Below are 17,577 nucleotides of genomic sequence, written 5' to 3' on the forward strand. Positions count from 1 at the left end.
AGCAGTGCAAGAAGAGAAGAGCATCGAACCGACCCACCCGCCGCTGACCCGGCAGGGCAACTTCGTGAAGCTCTGGACCGGGCAGTCTGCGGCGCTCATCGGTTACGAGATCAGCGAAATGGCGCTCCCGCTCCTGGCCATCCTGGTCCTGGACACCGACGCGGGGGAACTCGGCATCATCGGTGCGGCGCGCTGGCTGCCGTTCCTGCTCTTCTCGCTGTGGGCCGGCGTCTGGATCGAACGGCGCCGGCGGATACCCGTGATGATCGGGGCGGACCTGACGCGCGCGGCGCTGATGATCGCCGTGGTGTCGCTCGCGCTGGCGGACCTGCTCACGCTGCCCGTACTGGTCGCCGCGGTCTTCCTGCTCGGCGCGGGCACGGTGCTGTTCGACATCAGCTACACCACCGTGCTTCCCAGCCTCGTACCGCAGGAACAGCTGGTGAAGGCCAACGGGTGGCTCCAGGCCTCGGGTTCGGTGGCCCAGGTCGGCGGCCCCGGCCTCGCCGGTGTGCTCGTGCAGTGGCTCACCGCGCCGATCACCCTGCTCGGACAGGCGCTCAGCTTCCTCGTCTCGGGCGGCTGCCTGGCCGCGATCCGGATCGACGAGAAGGTTCCCGAGCAGCCAGAGCACAGGCCGAGCGGCCTCACCTCCCTCAAGGAGGGGCTCCAGACGGCCCTCGGGGATCCCGTGCTGCGCTCGCTGGTGGGCATTGGCGCGCTCTTCAACATGTTCAGCCAGTGGGTCGTCGCCATGTTCCCGCTGTTCGCCATCCGGGAACTCGGCCTCAGCGCCGGGCTGATGGGCGGCATCGTCTCCGCCGCCGCGGTCGGCGGACTCGTGGGCTCGATGACCGTGGGCCGGCTGAGCGAGCGCATCGGACCGGGGCGCGTCATCATCGCCTCGTCGGTGATCGCCTCGATCCCGTTCACGATGGTCGCGTTCAGCCCGGAGCGCCACGCCATCGCGATTCCCTGGCTCATCGCGTGCTTCGCGGTAGCCGGGTACGGCTGGACCATCGGCGGCATCATGATCACCAGCGTCCGGCAGGCCTACACCCCCAGAGCATTCCTGGCACGGGTGAACGCCACGTACCGCTTCCTGGGCTACGGCCTGGTGGCGGTCGGAATCTTCGCCGGCGGCCTGCTCGGCGAGGCGACCAGCCTGCGCACCACCCTCCTCGTCGGCGCGATCGGGTCCATGACCGCCGTCGTCTGGAGCTCGTTGTCGCCGCTGCGCGGCCTGCGGAAGATGCCCGCCCAGGCGTGACCCGTGCGGCGCCGGCCGCCCGGAAGCCCCTGCCACGAACGCACCGAAACCCGGAGGAACGAAGAACCATGAGCTCGGACATGATTGCGGCATTCGCCCTGGAGGCGGAGGTCTACGACGTACTGCCCTTCCGCGTCGGCCAGCCCGACGTCGGGTTCTTCGCCGACCTGGCCGAGGAGACCGGTGGCCCGGTCCTCGAACTCGCCTGCGGCACCGGCCGGATCACCCTGCCCGTCGCCCGGGCGGCGGGCGAGGCGGTCGGCATCGACCTGGCCCCCGCGATGCTCGACAGGGCGCGGGCCAAGGCCAAGGACGAAGGCCTCGAGGGAGCCGTGTCGTTCGTCGAGGGCGACATGTGCACGGCGCGCCTGGACCGGGAGTTCCCGCTCGTGATGATGGGCGGTCAGCCGCTGTTCTTCCTCAAGGACGACGACGCGCTGAGCGCGGCCCTGGAGACCGTCCGCGCCCATGTCGCCCCCGGCGGCCGCTGGGCGGCGGGGGTGCCCGTACTGCGGGCACCGGCCGCCGCCGACATGCAGAACAGGCTCCACTTCACCTGCGAGGTGCGTCACCCCGTCAGCGGGCAGCGCGTGGCGATCTGGGACGCCTCCAGCATCGACGAGGTCCGGCAGATCGCCACCAGGCGACGGATCACGGAGACGCTCGACGAAGAAGGCCTGGTACTGGAGCGGCGGCACTCCACGCAGACGCTCTACTACCGCCACCCCGCCGAACTGCGCCGGCTGATCGAGCAGGCGGGCTTCCGTCTGGAACACACCTACGGCGGCTACGACAAGCGGCCCTTCGGGTCCGCCTCCAACCACCTCGTCTGGGTCGCGACGAAGGAGGACTGAGTCTCCGCACGTTCCGCTCCATCCATATCGAGGAAGGCACCGAAATGACCGCACCGACCGAACTGACCGGACCCGCCGCGGCCGTCGTGGGCGACGGCATACAGGCGTCCAACGCCGGCTGGAACTTCGCGGGCGAGGCGAGCAAGAACTTCGACGGGCACGTCTCCAAGAGCGTTCCGCTGTACGAGACCGGCCACGAACTCGTGGAGCGGCTCTCCGACTTCTTCGTCGGCCCCGACAGCACCGTCTACGACCTGGGCTGCTCCACCGGCAGCCTCACCGAGCGGCTCGCCCGCAGGCACGCGGACAAGTCGCCGCGCATCATCGGCGTCGACTGCGAGCAGGACATGGTGACCATCGCCCGGCGCAAGTGCCGCGACATCGACAGCATCGAGATCCAGCACCAGGACCTCTCCCAGGTCACCTGGGAGAAGGCCGACCTCGTCGTCATGTACTACACGCTGCAGTTCGTGCCGCCCAAGTTCCGCCAGACCGTGCTCGACGAGATCTACCAGGCCCTCAACTGGGGCGGCGCACTCCTGATGTTCGAGAAGGTCCGCGGCCCCGATGCCCGCTTCCAGGACGTGATGACCCAGCTCTACACCGAGTACAAACTCGAACAGGGTTACACCCCGGACGACATCGTCGGCAAGAGCCGCAGCCTGAAGCGGGTCCTTGAACCCTTCTCCACGCAGGGCAACCTCGATCTGCTCTCCCGGGCCGGATTCGTCGATGTGATGACCGTCCAGAAGTACGTCTGCTTCGAGGGATTCCTGGCGCTCAAGTGACACACGGATCCGATTTCGACACTGCAGAGGGAACCAGATGAGCGGCATCACCGGCTGGGTGGACTTCACCCGCGACCTCATCGCCGAGGACGGCACCGTCCGGCGGATGACACAGAGCCTGACCCACCGCGGCCCGGACGGCGTCGGCCACTGGACCACCCGCCATGCGGCGCTGGGCCAGACCCGGCTCGCAGCCGCCGACCCGGGCGGAACGGGCGAGGTGTCCGTCGTCGCCGAGGACGGTGTCCCGCTGGTGGCAGCCGTCTGCACGGGGACCGTCTTCAACGCCGGTGACCTGCGGGCCGAACTGAAGGGCCGCGGACACCGGCTGCGTACCGAGGGCGCCGCCGAACTCCTGGCCCGTGCCTACCTGGAGTGGGGCGAGGCCTTCGTCGACCGTCTGGTCGGCATGTACGCGATCGCGCTCTGGGACCTGCGTACCGAGGAGCTGCTGCTGGTCCGCGACCGCATGGGGGTGGAGCCGCTCTACTATCACCGGGGCGCTTCCTTCCTGCTTTTCGGATCGGAGCCCAAGGCGCTGTTCGAACAAGGGCAACTGGAGCGGCGGCTCACCACCGACGGGCTCCGGGAGATCATCTCCTCCGGCAAGACCCCCGGCCACGCCGTCATGGACGGACTCAACGAACTGCGTCCCGGCCATGTGCTGCGCATCGGCCGGGACGGCGTCCGGATCCGCCGCTACTGGCAGTTGACCGCCGCGGAGCACGGTGACGACCTGGACACCACCGTCCGGACCGTGCGCCGGTTGCTCGCCGACGCGGTCGGCGAGCAACTGGTGGCCGACAGCCCGGTCTGCTCGCTGCTCTCCGGCGGACTGGACTCCAGTACGCTCACCGCGCTGGCCTCCTCCTGGACCGCAGAGCACGGCGGGGGCCGCTTCGCCACGTTCTCCGTGGACTTCGTCGGGTACGCCGACCACTTCCGCGCCAGTCACATGCGGGCCACACCCGACGGACCGTTCATCCGGGACGTCGTGGACCACTGCGGAACCGAACACGCCACCCTGGTGCTCGACAGCTCCGAGCTGACCGACGCCGACGCGCGCACGGGCGTACTGCGGGCGATGGACCTGCCCGCGGGCATGGGCGACCTCAGCACCTCCGGATACCTGCTCTTCCGAGCGGTCCGCGAACACAGCTCGGTGGTCCTGTCGGGCGAGTCGGCCGACGAACTCTTCGGCGGGTACAGCTGGTTCCAGGACCCCGCCGTCGTCGAGGCCGACACCTTCCCGTGGCTGGCCCGGCACTCCGAGGACGATGCCTCCGGCGCGGGCCTGATGGACCCCGCCCTCTACGCGGAGCTGGACATCACCGGCTACCACGCCCGCCGTTACCAGGAGGCCCTGGCCGAGGTGCCCGTCCTGGCGGGGGAGAGCCGCCTGGAGCGGCGGATGCGCGAGATCACCTACCTCAACCTCACGCGCTTCTCCCAGATCCTGCTCGACCGGCGGGACCGCATGAGCATGGCATCCGGCCTCCAGGTCCGCGTCCCGTTCTGCGACCACCGGCTCATCGAGTACGTGTACAACGTGCCGTGGAGCTTCAAGTCCTTCGACGGGCACGAGAAGAGCCTGCTCCGGGCAGCCGCCCGCGATCTACTGCCGGGCACCGTGCTCGACCGGCGCAAGAGCCACTTCCCGCGCACCCAGGATCCCGCTTACGACGCCTCGGTCATCGCCGAGTTCGGCAAGATCGCCGGGCGGCCGGAAGCGCCCCTCACCGCGCTGCTCAACCCGGCGGCGGTCGCGGAGCTGGGCTCCGACGGACAGGACTCCCTCGCGGGGGGACGCATCGTTCTGGAGGGTCTCATTGAGATCAACAACTGGCTCGAAACCTACGATGTCGCCCTCGACATCTGACGTGTCCGAGGAGACCTCGCTGGTCGTGGCGCTTCCGGCGGGCGGTGGCGGCGCGGGCATGTTCGCCCAGCTGCGCAAGGCCCTGCCCGCCGGCACCGGCCTGGTGGTTCCCGACCTGCCGGGCCGGGGCCGCCGCACGCGGGCACCGCGCGAGCTCACCGTGCCGGGCCTCGCCGCCGAGCTGGCGGCCGAGCTCGAACCGCGCATCGCCGGGCGCCCGTACGCCGTGTTCGCGACCTGCTTCAGCACCATCGTGGGCCTGGAACTCGTCTGGCAGCTCCTGGAACGAGGTCTTCCGCCGACCCGCGCGCTCCTGGTCTCGGGCCGGCAGCCCCCCGACGTGGCCCCGGCCTTCGAGGCCCTGGACAAGCTCTCGGACGAAGAGGTTCTCGACGGGATGCGCCGCTTCTGGCCGCCGGAACTCGACTGGGAGAGCATGCCCGCGGCACTGCACGCCATCCTGCTGCGCCAGACGCGCCGCGACAACGAGCTCGGCCTGAAGTACGTCCACGAGCCCCGGGGCCCGCTCCCCGTGCCGGTCATCGCCTACCAGGGCACGGACGATCCGGGGGTGACGGTCCCGGAACTCTCGGACTGGGGCGCGCACACGTCGGTCTCCTTCACGCTCCGTCTCGTTCCGGGCGGCCACTACTTCTACATGACCCACACCGACCGGCTGGCCGGGGAACTCGGCGCGCTTCTGGCCGACCGCGCCCAGGACGACCGGGTGTCCTGAGCCGGGGGACCGGGCCGCCGCCCTTGATCACGGCCCGCCCGGGAAGCCCCGGTCCCCTCCCCGGTCCGGCGCGACTACTTGGCCAGCTTGCCGTCGGGCCGCACGGTGAACCAAGTACCGTTCACGCCCTGGCCGTTGGTGTCGCCGGGCTTCTTGTCGCCGGTGAACCAGTAGAGCGGCCAGCAGTCGATGGTGAGCTGCTTCGTGCCGTCGGGGCGGGTGTACGGGCTGATCAGCTTCGGGTCGGACCAAAACGTGGGACGCCCCGTCAGGAGGTGCCGAACGGGCGTGTAGCCGAGATGAGTTGGACATGGCGCGTCGGCACACCACGGGCTGGGAGGTGCTCGGGTTCGGGGAGGATCCGACCCCCGGGACCCGGAGGCCATCAGAACACTGGCCAGGACCTATCAGGAGCTGGGCGACGGGGCGGACGAGGCGGTCGAGCCGCGGCGCGACGACGGGGCGCTGCGCCGGGGCAAGGGCCAGGCGATGGACGCCCTGAAGACGCGGATCACCGAGGACCTGCCGGGGCTCCCGGAGAAGACCAGGGATTCCTTGGCGAACGCGCCGGGCAGACGCTGCGGCGAAGAGCGGTCCTGGGCGCGGTCGCGGCGGTCGCGGCGGCAGCCGTCCTCGGCGGCGGCGTCCTGATCGGCCAGAACACGGGCGATCGCACCCCGGAGGCGAACCCGCCGACCCCCTCGGTCGCGGCGACCCTGCCACCGTCGCAGCCGGGCAGCATGAAGGTCCTCGAGGGACGCAGCGCCTCGACCGGCAGCGAGATGAGGCTCCGGTTGACCCCGGCCGTCGACTGGATCCGCCTCAACGCCTCGGTCGCGGGCATCCCGGCGGGCGAGCGCTGCCGCGTGGTGGTCGTCGCGAAGGACGGCAGCCGCGAGATCGCGGGCAGCCGGCTCGTCGCCGATGAGGAGAAGGGCGTGGACCTCGACGGCTCGGCGGCCGTCCCCATGGACGACGTGCAGAAGGTCGTGATCGAGAACGACAAGGGCAAGGAGTACGTGTCAGTCGACGTCTGAACCCCTCGGGCCCGGACGCGATGAGCGACTCCACGATGTTGTCGATGGTGACGGAGCGGATCCAGACAGATCGTGACCTGCCCTGTGGCGCCCGGACCGGTGAGGCCGCTTCCTGTTGGAACGGTCTCACCGTCCGGGCACTCGGAGCCGCTGACGCAACGAGTCCGTCGGCGGGTGTTCGGGCCGTTTCCGCTGCGGCTCACCAGCGCCGCCTGCGGTCACGATCCGTCCGGGAAGCCCCGGTCGTAGCCCGGGTTGCCCGGCTCCTGCAACGGTGGCTCGTCCCTCGCGTGGGCGGGAGCCATGACGCGCAGGACGTGGTAGCCGATGAGGACGACCAGCGTCCCCAACGCGATGCCACTGAGCTGGAAGTTGTCCGTGAGCTTCAGGTTCACATTGCCGATGCCGACGATGAGACCCGCGGCCACCGGCACCAGGTGCAGGGGATTGGAGAGGTCGACGCGGGAACGAACCCAGATCTGGGCACCCAGCAGGCCGATCATGCCGTAGAGGATGACCGTGATCCCGCCGAGGACACCGCCGGGAATGGCGGCCACGACGGCACCGAACTTGGGGCAGAGCCCGAACAGGATCGCGAAGCCGGCGGCGCACCAGTAGGCGGCGGTCGAGTAGACACGTGTGGCGGCCATGACACCGATGTTCTCGGCGTACGTGGTCGTGGCAGGGCCGCCCACGGACGTCGACAGCACGGTCGCCGCACCGTCGGCCATGATCGCGGTGCCGAGCCTGTCGTCGAGCGGTTCGCCCGTCATCTCACCGACGGCCTTGACGTGTCCGGCGTTCTCGGCGACGAGGGCGATGACGACGGGCAGGGCGACCAGAACGGCCGAGAGCGAGAAGCTCGGGGCATGGAAGGCGGGCAGGCCGATCCAGTCCGCCTTGGACACGCCCGAGAGGTCGAGGCGCCAGTGGTCGACGGACTCGGCGCCGCCCGCGGGGGAGTGGATCTTGCCGAACGCGCGGTCGAAGACCCACGAGACGGCGTACCCGAAGGCCAGCCCGAGGAAGATCGCGATACGGGACCAGAAGCCGCGCAGCACAACCAGGGCGAAACCCGTGAACAGCATGGTCAGAAGTGCTGTCCACTGATCCTGGGGCCAGTAGGTACCGGCGGTGACCGGAGCCAGGTTGAACCCGATGAGCATGACCACCGCACCGGTGACCACCGGAGGCAGGACGGCGTGGATGATGCGGGCGCCCAGAGCACGAACGACCGCCCCGCACAGGAAGAGGACCGCGCCGACGACCAGCAGCGCGCCGGTGAGGGTCGCCGCGTCACCCCCCTGTGTGCTGATGACGGCGGCGACACCGATGAACGACAGACTGCTGCCCAGGTAGCTCGGGATATGACCGCGGGTGATCAGCAGGAAGAGAATGGTGGCCACGCCGGAGGCCATCACGGCGAGGTTGGGGTCGAGCCCCATCAGGACGGGGGCGACGAAGCAGGCTCCGATCATGGAGACCACGTGCTGGGCGCCGAGACCGACGGTGCGCCCCCAGGTGAGTCGCTCGTCCGGTCTCACGACCTCACCGGGCGAGAGGCTCTTGCCGTCGCCGTGCAGCTTCCAGCCGAAGCCCGCCATGGTCTTGCTCCTCGATGTGTTGCTGGGATGGTCCCGAGATCCGCCGGCCGGACCGGGGGCTCGAGACTGACGACCTCGTGCAGGGTCAGCGGAACACGCGGTTCAGGCGCATGCCGACAGGACTGGCCGTGAAGGTGGGGATTCGACCTGCGTCTTCGGATTCTGCGGCCTTCGCCTGGCACGTCGCTGCCGCGGAAATGATCAGCGACATGGTAATGCCCGGCCGCGGAGTGCTCGCGGCCGGGCTGTGACACTCCTGACGACGCAGGTGAGGCGGGGAGCGGGAGGTGCCGTCCGCCGGTCCGAGGGGTCAGGGACGCGGCTCGGCGGCAGCCGAGCTCGGGGCGCCTGCGTCCGAGGGCGGCACCGGCCTGCGGTCGCCCGCCCGCAGCACCCCGGCCCCCAGGACCAGGCCGAACGCCAGCACCGTCACCAGGCCGAACGACACGACCAGCGAGGTCGCCTCGGCGAGCGTTCCGATCGCGGACGGAGCGATCAGTCCCGAGGTGTACGTGATGGTGGCGACGCCGGCGATCGCCTGGCTCGGGTTCGGCCCGCTGCGCCCGGCCGCCGCGAAGGCGAGCGGGACGACCACGGCCACACCGAGGCCGAGGAGCCCGAAGCCGCTCATCGCCAGAACCGCGTTCGGCGACGTGACCACGAGCAGTCCGCCGACCGTGGCGAGGACACCGCCGAACCGTACGGTCCTGACCGCGCCGAAGCGGTCGACGACCTTGTCACCGGCGATCCGGGCGACCGCCATGGTCAGCGCGAACGCCGTCGTGGACGCCGCGGCGAGTCCGGCGGAGGTGTCCATGATGTCCCGGAGATAGACCGCCGACCAGTCCAGGCTGGCCCCCTCCGCGAACACCGCGCAGAAGCCCACCGCGCCGATGATCAGGGCCGACTTCGGCGGCAGCGTGAAGCGCGGCGGCGGCTCCTCGTCCGGCTCGCTGCGCAGATCCAGTACGTCCCGGCAGGCGATCAGGCCGAGTGCGGTGAGCACGAGCGCGGCCAGCACGTGGTGCAGCCGGGCGTCGGTGCCCAGATGCGCGGCCACCGTGCCCGCGGCCGAACCGATCAGGGCGCCCACGCTCCACATCCCGTGCAGCCCGGACATGATCGACTTGTCGAGGCGGTTCTCCACCTCGACGCCGAGGGCGTTCATCGCCACGTCCGACATGCCGGCCGAGGCCCCGTACACGAAGAGCGCCGCGCACAGCGTCAGCAGGTTGGGTGCCAGCGCGGGCAGGATCAGCGCCAGCGTCCACAGGGCGAGCAGTCCGCGCAGCGCGGCCTTGGCGCCGAAGCGGTGGCTGATCGCACTGGCCAGCGGCATCGCGAGTGAGGCGCCGATCGCCGGGAAGGCGAGAGCCAGACCGAGCTGGCCGGCGCTGACCCCGGCGTGGTCCTGGATCCAGGGCACCCGGGTGGCGAAGCTGCCGGTCACCGCGCCGTGCACGGTGAAGACCGCGGCGACGGCGAACCTGGCCCGCCTCACCTGCGCCATGCCGAAGCCCGCTTCTGTGGAATCCGCTGTCATACCTCCGTGCCCTCCCTTGGAAATTCTCTTGGAACCCGCTGTCTCCGGTGATCCCGGTGCCCGTCTCCACGGTGCGCGCAGTAAACTATCAGGAACCCTGCCTGATAAATAGTGCGCCTGTGCGTCCAGTACGTCAGCGATCTGGAAGGATCCCGGCATGCCCGCATCACCGAGCACCGCACGGGCCATCAACGACCGGCTCGCCCTGCGCCTGCTCCAGCAGGACGGCCCGTTGACGGCCGCACAGCTGAAGACCCTGACCGGCCTCTCCCGGCCCACCGTCGCCGACCTCGTCGAACGGTTGCAGGGGGCCGGTCTGATCCGGGTCGTGGGCGAGGCCGGTGCCGAGCGCCGCGGCCCCAACGCCCGGCTGTACGGGATCGCCGCCGACCGCGCCCATCTCGCCGCACTCGACGTACGCACCCGCAGCGTCGCCGTGGTCGTCGCCGACCTCCTCGGCACGACGCTCGCCGAGGCGACCCTGCCCATCGGCAGCGACACCGACACCGAGGCAGCCGCCGAACAGGCCGCCGCACTCCTGGAGCGCACCGCGCGTGAGGCAGGCGCCGGCCCGCTGCACAGCGTCGGCATCGGCGCACCCGGGCTGATCGACCCGGTCACCGGCGAGCTGCGCGACACCAGCGGGCTGCCGGCCTGGCACCGGCGACTGGTGCGGGTGCTCCAGCAACGGCTGCCCGCGACCGTACTGGTCGAGAACGAGACCAATCTCGCCGCCGTCGCCGAACACCGCGGCGGCGCGGCCGCCGACCGCGACACCTTCGTGCTCCTCTGGCTCGGCCACGGCGTCGGCGCCGCCGTCATGCTGGACGGGAAGCTCCGCCGGGGAGCCTCCGGCGGAGCGGGCGAGATCGGCTTCCTGCCGGTGCCCGGCACGGCCGCTACGCCGTCGGCGCTCAACTGCGACGGCGGCTTCCACTCACTGGTCGGCTCCGCCCCGGTCTGCGAACTGGCCGCCGCCCACGGCATCGCCGTGCCCGCGGGCGAGGCCGAGGGAGACAAGGAACCGGGAGCAGCGGCGGCCGTCCGGGCGGCCCTGGCGGGGGAGGGCGAGCACGAGGCGTTCCTGGACACCCTCGCCGAGCGGCTCGCGCTGGGCGCCGCCGCCATCGCCTCGGTCCTCGACCCCGGCTGTGTGCTGCTGGCGGGCGAGGTCGGCCACGCGGGCGGTGCCGCGCTCGCGGAACGGGTCGAGGAGCGGCTGGCCCTGATGTCACCGCTGCGCACCGAGGTCAGGGCCGGTCGGCTGGGCGGCGCGGCGGTACTGCGCGGTGCGCTGCTCGCCGCCCGGGACGCGGCCCAGGACGAGCTGTTCACACCGGCCGGTTAGGGCCGCTCCGCAACCGCCGTGGCCTTCACCGTCCGGCTAGGGTCGCCCCGCAACCGCCGCGGCCTTCACCGTCCGGCTCCGAACCCGATCGAACCGGTCAATGTGCGGAACGCTCCGTGAGGGGTCGGCGCCGGCGTGCCGGGTCGGCCAGGGACAGCGGGGTCCAGACGGCGTCCGCGCGGTAGATGTCCGTTCCTGGCGGGACGATCTCGTCGATGCGGTCCAGGGTCGCGTCGTCGAGAGTGAGCTGTGCGCCCTTCAACAGGCCCTCGAGCTGGTCCGGCGTGCGCGGGCCGATGATCACCGAGGTGACGGCGGGGTGTGTCGCGGCGAAGGCGACGGCCAGTTCGGGCAGCGAGCAGCCGAGGTCGGCCGCCAGCTCGGCCAGTTGCTCCACGGCCTCGTACTTGGCGGCGTTCTGCGGGAGCTCGGGGTCGAAGCGGAACGGTTGCCGGGCGGCGCGGCCGGTGGTCATGTCGACCGGCTGCGTTCTGCGGTACTTGCCCGACAGGAAGCCGGCGGCGAGCGGGCTCCAGGTCAGCACGCCCATGCCGTAGCGCTCGCAGACCGGCAGCAGCGAACGTTCGATGCCGCGGGCCAGGATCGAGTACGGCGGCTGCTCGGTGCGCAGGCGCAGCAGGCCGCGCTTCTCGGCGACGTGGTGGGCCTCGACCAGGTCCTCGGCGGGGAAGGTCGAGCAACCGAAGGCGCGGATCTTGCCCTGGTGGACCAGATCGCTCAGCGCCGACAGCGTCTCTTCGATGTCCGTGTTCTCGTCGGGGCGATGGACCTGGTAGAGGTCGATCCAGTCGGTCTGCAGGCGTCGCAGGCTGTTCTCCACCGCCTGGATGATCCAGCGCCGGGAGTTGCCGCCGCGGTTGCGGCCCTCGCCCATCGGGAAGTGCACCTTGGTGGCGAGCACGACGTCGTCGCGGCGGCCCTTGAGAGCCTTGCCGACGATCTCCTCGCTCTCGCCCGCGGAGTACATGTCGGCGGTGTCGACGAAGTTGATGCCGGCGTCGAGGGCGGTGTGGATCACCCGGGCGCTGTCGTCGTGGTCGGGGTTGCCGATTGCGCCGAACATCATCGTGCCGAGGCAGTGGACGCTGACCTCGATGCCGGTTCTGCCGAGCATGCGATATCGCAAGAGGACTCCTGGGCTGGTGGTGCGGGCTGCGGATCGTCCGGCGGAGCCTATGAGCTGGAGCGGACTCGAAGTCAAGAGGCCGGAGTTCAGCGTCGAGGGGCACGCCATGGCGAGTGGTGGGAGCGCGCGGGCAGGCGTTGTGCAGGGTCACGGCCAGGACCGCGGCTGCCGTGTCAGTCCGCTGAAGTATCCTTCCCGCCGCCGCACACCGACCGGGAGGACCGAGAGAATTGACTGACCTGTCTGCTTTCCCACTGCCCTTTGTTGCTTCCCGCGCAATATCGTTCGCGAAGCCCCGAACACTTCGGGAACTTCAGATGATGCAGTGCAGCGCCCATATTCGGGCGAAGCCAGGGTGGTTCGACAAGATGAACGACCCAGAAATCGTCGCCAGGTGGACGCGAGAAGCGGTGGCTCAGGGCCTGAACGAAGCTCAGATCAATTATGTACTTGCCGAACTGGCGCACTACGCCCGGCTGCGGGACGGGCGATCCGGAATCGAGGTGTCCGCCGTCGACGGGGTGTGGCAGTCGGACACACTGGTCGACGAAGAGCTCAGGTCCAGGCTGCGCGAGGCGGTTCGGGTTCTGGAGCAGGTCCCCGAAGCGGAACAGGATTGGCATCCGGGATCCAATGGCCAGGTGCTGGATCTGGTTCATCCCTCACTGTTCTGCCTCGTGCGAGAGGTGAGCGGAGCACCCGAGCGGGCATGGCGGAGCCCGGAAGCCGGCCGATCGCGGTACGAATTCTCGGAGAAATTCCAGTGGCTGCCCACGGATGCCGAGGTTGGCGACGACGGCGACGCCGTCTTCCGTTCGTACGTCAACAATGTCCACCCCGTGGCTCATCGCGAACTCGCCTCCGCCCTGCCGGTCCTGTTCGCGCGCCTGCGCCCGCTGCTGGAGAACGTGCTCACCGATCTGCGCCATCCGCGGCCCCTGCGGATCGAGGCCGATCCTTACACGTGGTACGACGAGGCCCCGGGCAAGCCGGTCGAACCCTCCGACGACAATGACAGTGACGCCTACGCTGCCTGGGAGAAGGCCGAGGAAAACTGGTGGGACGACCGCCGCCCGGTCGTCCCGGACGCCCCGGTCTTCGTCCCGCCCGCGCTGCCCGACGACTCCGCCCGCGTCGACCTGCGCGGCCGTCGTCTCCAGGTCATCGTCAAGCTCGCCACTATTCATCTCACCCCGGACAAGCCCGAGTACCCCGGCGGTTCCTGGCATGTCGAGGGGATGATGAACGAGCGGATCGTCTCGACCGGAATCTACTACTGGGACAGCGAGAACATCACCGAAAGTCGGCTGAGTTTCCGGGCGGCACTCGACGACCCGGACTACGAACAGAACGACGACACCGGTGTGAGCGAGGTCTATGGGCTGGACAACGAGGACCCACTGAACCAGGTACTGGGGTCGGCATCGACCCCGGCGGGCCGCTGCCTGGCATTCCCGAACATCCTGCAACACCGCGTCGGCTCATTTCGCCTCACGGATCCCACCCTGCCGGGACATCGCAAAATCCTTGCGTTCTTCCTGGTCGATCCGTCGGAAACGATTGTCTCGACATCCGATGTACCGCCGCAACAGCCATGGTCTGCCACATCGACCATGACACTGGAGCAGGCCATGAAATACCGCGAACAACTCATGCAGGAACGCAAATTCTTCATCGACGAACACAACGAGCAGCTCTACGAGCGAGAGTTCTCCCTGTGTGAGCACTGAGCCATCGCCATCGCCACTCCCTGTCACCAGCTCCGGCGGAACCTCGCCCGGCATGCCGAGGGCGACGGGCAGCTTGGGGCCCGGGGCGTCTTCGCGGTCAGCGGTGGTGCGCTCGGGCATGAGACCGGCGACAGCCGATGACGGCGCCGCGGTGCCGTCGTCGGCACGTTTCCGCACGCGGTGCGGAATCCCGTCGATCACCTGCGGGGACAGGTCCTAGGCTCCCGGCCATGACCAAGTTCTTCGCCACTGTGTGCCTGCCTCCCACCGCCCCACGGAAGGTTCCACGGGCGGTGGCCGCCACCATGGCGCCCTACGACATCAACCTCACCGAGGACTGGAACCCGGTGGGCCAGTGGGACGGGTGGGCCATCCACTCCGGTGCGGGCAACGCCTACCTCGTGTTGCCCCGGCACGATGGCGACCGCAGGCTCGTCACGGCCTCGACCGTGCCGCGCAGGAAGGCCGAGCTCGATCACCTCGGGCCCCTGGAGTGCTACGGCGGACCTCGGGGTCTGCTCGATTTCGAGGGCATGCGGAAACGGGCGTCCCACAAGTACGAAGCGCTGCTCGCCGCTTGGAACGGGCTGACCGCGGTGCACCCCCCGGCTCGCCCGCTCACCGACTTCGTCGCACAGCACGAGGCCGATCCGGACCAGTACTCCCTGGCCGACGCGAAGAGGGAGCATCTGGCCCAGCCGCTGGTGCAGGACGTGGCACGGCGGGCCGTCGCAGGAGACCCGCACTTCGACACGTCGTTCCTGCTCAACGACCCGGTCGCGTACTTCGCGCAAGAATTCGAGGAGACCCGGCTGTGGTCGGTCCGGTGCGCCGTGCCCGGCTTCGCACTGATCACCCTCGACGGTTCGTGGACGGACGCGGGCACCGACGGCTACTGGGATCGGGCCAACCGCTATCTCGACAACCTCGACGCCGAGGCCGTCGTCCTCGACCTGCTCTGTCACTCCTGAGCCGTCCGCCGGGCCGGGGCCGGCCCGGGTGGATCGGCCCGGCGGTGACCGGGGGCGATCCGGTCACCGCCGAGCGGTACGGGGGAGGGTCAGCAGGCCCCGAGGTCCTGCCAGACACCCCAGTCACCGGTGGAGCCGGGCTCGTCGCCCTTTGTCCACCACTTGGCCTTCCACTGGCGGGTGCCGTGGGCGACCGCCGTACCGGCGCCGTACTCGGAGCCCGCGCTCCAGGCGGGCGCGGTGCAGCCGCCGCCACCGGGCGTCGGGTCCGGCGACGCCGTCGACGTGCCCGTGCCGGGGTCGACCAAGGTGGTGCCGCGAGCCAGGTCGGCGGCGAGGGCGTACGACTTCCCGCCGAAGGTCACCGTCCAGTTCGACGGTGTGGAGGCGGGCAGGTAGTAGACGAAGTCGACCTGGACCGACGCACCGGGAGCCAGCCTCTGCCAGCCCGGCAGCTTCAGCGAGACACGGTTGTAGTCGCCCTTGAGTCCGCCGACGTTGCCGACGGCGGTGTGGTCGCTGCGCACGATCGTCGTGCCGAAGCCCGACTGGTCCTTGGCGTTGGCCGGGGCGGACGTCGCGTAGTCGAACTGGAACTCCGTGCCGCCGGGCAGGGGCGCCTTCGTGTTGTTGGTGATCTTGAGCTTGGGGCTGATCGGGTAGTTGGAGTCACCGAGCGGGAACTGGTCGAAGGACACATCGATGTCGAGCGCCTGGGTGGGCAGATCGACGGTGGACCGCTTCGCGCCGTACGGGGTGGCCGACTTGAACGTGTCGTACATCGTCGAGGTCAGCGTGGAGCCCGGCCCGTACTGCCCCTTCCCGGCGTCCCAGCCGTAGTCACCCGCGAGCTCCCAGATCATGGTGCCGCCGATGCCCTTGTCGACGACGTAGTCCGCCTTCGCGGCGACCGACTGCTCGTCCTCGGTGGACAGGAAGATCTTCTTCTCGGCGTTCCAGAGCCAGGGCGCGACCAGCGTCGAGTCGTACTTGCGGGCATAGGTGCCGGTGAGCGTGGTGCCGGCCGGGAATCCGTAGTCGGTGACGTAGTCGCCGACGATGCCCTTCTCCAGGTTCTTCGCGTGCCACATCGGGTTGGAACCGGCCGGTGACTCCTTGCCGTCGGCGTCCTGGTCGTGCCAGAGGTTGTCGATGCCGACGGCACCGTCACCGCACTTGGTCAGGCCCGCGCCGGCCGGGCAGTCGGTGGTGGCGGCGCGCCCCCACAGCCCGTCCGTGCCGCCCTGCACGTTCTTGAAACCGCGGGTGTAGTACGGCAGGCCGATGTTGATCCGGCCGGACGGCATCGAACCGCGGAAGTAGTGGTACGCCCAGTCGGTGTTGAGATAGCCGGTGCCGCCGTACTGCGAGGTCGAGTAGACGCCCGCCTGGGCGAGTTCGGCGTCCTTGCCGTCGTCGAAGAGCGCGGCGTTGGGGCCGACGTACTCGTTCCAGGCGCCGTGCAGGTCGTACGACATGATGTTGACGTAGTCCAGGTACTTCTGGACCTGGAAGGTCTCCATCCCGCGCAGCAGATAGCCGGACGAGGGTGCGGCCACGCTCAGCAGGTAGTGGGTGCCGTCGGCGGCGGATGCCCGGTCGAGCTTCTCGCGCAGCGTCTTCATCAGTGCGGCGTAGCCCTTGACCAGACCGGCCCGGCGCGCGTTGGACAGCGTCCAGTCCAGCGGGTTGCCCGCGTCCTTCATGGTCGTCGGGTACTCGTAGTCGATGTCGACGCCGTTGAAGCTGTACTTCTTGACGAACGCGACAGCCGAGTCGGCGAAGGTGTCGATGCCCGCCTGGTTGACCGAGCCGTCGGCGTTGGTGGCCATCGAGTAGAAGCCGCCGGAGTCCACCCGCCCGCCGCTGTCGTCGAAGTAGCCGCCGGTCTCGGCCCAGCCGCCCACCGACACCATGGTCTTCACGTTCGGGTGCTTCTTCTTGAACTTGTTGAGCAGATTGAAATGGCCCTTGTACGGGAGGTCAGGGTCCATCTCGGCGCCCGCGACACCCGGCCAGGTCATGCCGGTCGAGGCGTTGTCCGGCCCGTCGGCGCCGACCGAGAGCTTGTTGGTGCCGTCGACATGGGCGAACGCGTAATTCAAATGGGTGACTTTGCCCCAGGGGATGTCGGGGACGAGATAGGCGGGTTTGCCATTCTTGCCGGTCCGCCAGTTCGTGAAGTATCCGATGACCCGGCGCTGGTGGTCGGCGCCCATCCTCTCGCGGCCCTCGGTGTCGTAGACGGAGCAGTAGGGGACGGCGACACCGGGCGTCGCGTAGCGCCCGTCGGGGCGACAGGACTCCTGGTCGGCGGCGGCCGACGGGGTGGCGGCGAGCGAGCCCATCAGCAGCGCGGCTACGGCCGCGCCGGCTGCGAGCAGGGTGGCTCTCGCACGAGTGGGGGACAGCACGTTCGGTTCCTCCCGGGGAGGTTCGGCAGAACACAACTGGCAAAGGGGTGGGTCGTGTTGGTGCCCCGAGTGTGCGCACACCGCGGGACCGCTCCTCGGAGGTGACGCAGAGATTAAAAGGACTAGACCAGTGCGTCAATAGGTCTGGACCTTTAAGGGTCAACTTCTTTCGCCGTGCCGTCCGGCACGGGCGTCCTGTGAGCCAGTCCACAGATACTCACCCGCATGGCCCACCGCGCGGCGTGGCACACTGATC

The 17,577-nt window shown here is 69.6% G+C and carries 13 protein-coding genes and 1 pseudogene; 9 read left to right on the forward strand and 5 right to left on the reverse strand.

Annotation, left to right across the window (positions count from 1 at the left end; all coding sequences use genetic code 11):
• The first annotated feature begins 4 nt into the window (after positions 1-4).
• From OHA19_RS33065 to OHA19_RS33085, 5 genes are all read left to right on the forward strand, one after another.
• A complete protein-coding gene (locus OHA19_RS33065; RefSeq protein ID WP_405710646.1) occupies positions 5-1,270 on the forward strand; it encodes an MFS transporter in 1,266 nt (421 codons plus the stop codon).
• Between the two features lie 68 nt (positions 1,271-1,338).
• The gene (locus OHA19_RS33070) at positions 1,339-2,124 is read left to right on the forward strand and encodes a class I SAM-dependent methyltransferase (protein WP_405710644.1); all 786 of its coding nucleotides are present in this window, start codon (positions 1,339-1,341) and stop codon (positions 2,122-2,124) included.
• A 44-nt stretch (positions 2,125-2,168) separates the two neighbouring features.
• Entirely contained in the window at positions 2,169-2,912 is a 744-nt protein-coding gene (locus OHA19_RS33075; RefSeq protein WP_405710642.1) for a methyltransferase domain-containing protein, read from the forward strand.
• A 37-nt stretch (positions 2,913-2,949) separates the two neighbouring features.
• Complete coding sequence (gene asnB / locus OHA19_RS33080) at positions 2,950-4,791, forward strand: asparagine synthase (glutamine-hydrolyzing) (protein WP_405710640.1); 1,842 nt, start codon at positions 2,950-2,952, stop codon at positions 4,789-4,791.
• A 1-nt stretch (position 4,792) separates the two neighbouring features.
• Positions 4,793-5,527: a thioesterase II family protein gene (locus OHA19_RS33085; protein ID WP_405710639.1), complete on the forward strand. Its 735-nt coding sequence runs from the start codon at positions 4,793-4,795 to the stop codon at positions 5,525-5,527.
• A 74-nt stretch (positions 5,528-5,601) separates the two neighbouring features.
• On the opposite strand, the pseudogene OHA19_RS33090 reads toward OHA19_RS33085, so the two are convergent.
• Positions 5,602-5,751: pseudogene (locus tag OHA19_RS33090) on the reverse strand (hypothetical protein); the annotation flags it as partial.
• Positions 5,752-6,267: 516 nt separating this feature from the next.
• Between OHA19_RS33090 and OHA19_RS33095 the strand changes: the two are divergent.
• The gene (locus OHA19_RS33095) at positions 6,268-6,564 is read left to right on the forward strand and encodes a hypothetical protein (RefSeq protein WP_405710636.1); all 297 of its coding nucleotides are present in this window, start codon (positions 6,268-6,270) and stop codon (positions 6,562-6,564) included.
• A gap of 218 nt (positions 6,565-6,782) precedes the next feature.
• Here OHA19_RS33095 and OHA19_RS33100 read toward each other — a convergent pair whose 3' ends face one another.
• Together OHA19_RS33100 and OHA19_RS33105 are read right to left on the reverse strand one after the other, a co-directional pair.
• Positions 6,783-8,168, reverse strand: coding sequence for a uracil-xanthine permease family protein (locus OHA19_RS33100; protein WP_405710635.1), 1,386 nt, complete (start codon positions 8,166-8,168; stop codon positions 6,783-6,785).
• A gap of 310 nt (positions 8,169-8,478) precedes the next feature.
• Complete coding sequence (locus tag OHA19_RS33105) at positions 8,479-9,711, reverse strand: MFS transporter (protein WP_405710633.1); 1,233 nt, start codon at positions 9,709-9,711, stop codon at positions 8,479-8,481.
• Positions 9,712-9,868: 157 nt separating this feature from the next.
• Between OHA19_RS33105 and OHA19_RS33110 the strand changes: the two genes are divergently transcribed.
• Positions 9,869-11,059, forward strand: a complete 1,191-nt coding sequence (locus OHA19_RS33110) for an ROK family protein (RefSeq protein ID WP_405710631.1) — start codon at positions 9,869-9,871, stop codon at positions 11,057-11,059.
• A gap of 97 nt (positions 11,060-11,156) precedes the next feature.
• Here OHA19_RS33110 and OHA19_RS33115 read toward each other — a convergent pair whose 3' ends face one another.
• Complete coding sequence (locus OHA19_RS33115; protein WP_405710629.1) at positions 11,157-12,206, reverse strand: aldo/keto reductase; 1,050 nt, start codon at positions 12,204-12,206, stop codon at positions 11,157-11,159.
• A 230-nt stretch (positions 12,207-12,436) separates the two neighbouring features.
• On the opposite strand from OHA19_RS33115, the gene OHA19_RS33120 reads away from it, so the two are divergent.
• Entirely contained in the window at positions 12,437-13,936 is a 1,500-nt protein-coding gene (locus OHA19_RS33120; RefSeq protein ID WP_405710627.1) for a DUF4246 domain-containing protein, read from the forward strand.
• A 230-nt stretch (positions 13,937-14,166) separates the two neighbouring features.
• Positions 14,167-14,907: a hypothetical protein gene (locus tag OHA19_RS33125; protein ID WP_405710625.1), complete on the forward strand. Its 741-nt coding sequence runs from the start codon at positions 14,167-14,169 to the stop codon at positions 14,905-14,907.
• 89 nt (positions 14,908-14,996) lie between these two features.
• Here the strand turns inward: OHA19_RS33125 and OHA19_RS33130 are convergent, their stop codons facing one another.
• Positions 14,997-17,321: a chitinase C-terminal domain-containing protein gene (locus OHA19_RS33130; protein WP_405752556.1), complete on the reverse strand. Its 2,325-nt coding sequence runs from the start codon at positions 17,319-17,321 to the stop codon at positions 14,997-14,999.
• Positions 17,322-17,577 lie beyond the last annotated feature (256 nt).

This window comes from Streptomyces sp. NBC_00012 (assembly GCF_045040875.1).
In the GTDB taxonomy this organism is placed as follows: domain Bacteria; phylum Actinomycetota; class Actinomycetes; order Streptomycetales; family Streptomycetaceae; genus Streptomyces.

Bases quoted from the DNA above. Each gene is read 5' to 3' on its own strand.
- OHA19_RS33070 (WP_405710644.1), top strand. From the start codon at position 1,339: ATGAGCTCGGACATGATTGCGGCATTCGCCCTGGAGGCGGAGGTCTAC.
- OHA19_RS33075 (WP_405710642.1), top strand. From the start codon at position 2,169: ATGACCGCACCGACCGAACTGACCGGACCCGCCGCGGCCGTCGTGGGC.
- asnB (WP_405710640.1), top strand. From the start codon at position 2,950: ATGAGCGGCATCACCGGCTGGGTGGACTTCACCCGCGACCTCATCGCC.
- OHA19_RS33095 (WP_405710636.1), top strand. From the start codon at position 6,268: ATGAAGGTCCTCGAGGGACGCAGCGCCTCGACCGGCAGCGAGATGAGG.
- OHA19_RS33100 (WP_405710635.1), bottom strand. From the start codon at position 8,168: ATGGCGGGCTTCGGCTGGAAGCTGCACGGCGACGGCAAGAGCCTCTCG.
- OHA19_RS33105 (WP_405710633.1), bottom strand. From the start codon at position 9,711: ATGACAGCGGATTCCACAGAAGCGGGCTTCGGCATGGCGCAGGTGAGG.
- OHA19_RS33110 (WP_405710631.1), top strand. From the start codon at position 9,869: ATGCCCGCATCACCGAGCACCGCACGGGCCATCAACGACCGGCTCGCC.
- OHA19_RS33125 (WP_405710625.1), top strand. From the start codon at position 14,167: ATGACCAAGTTCTTCGCCACTGTGTGCCTGCCTCCCACCGCCCCACGG.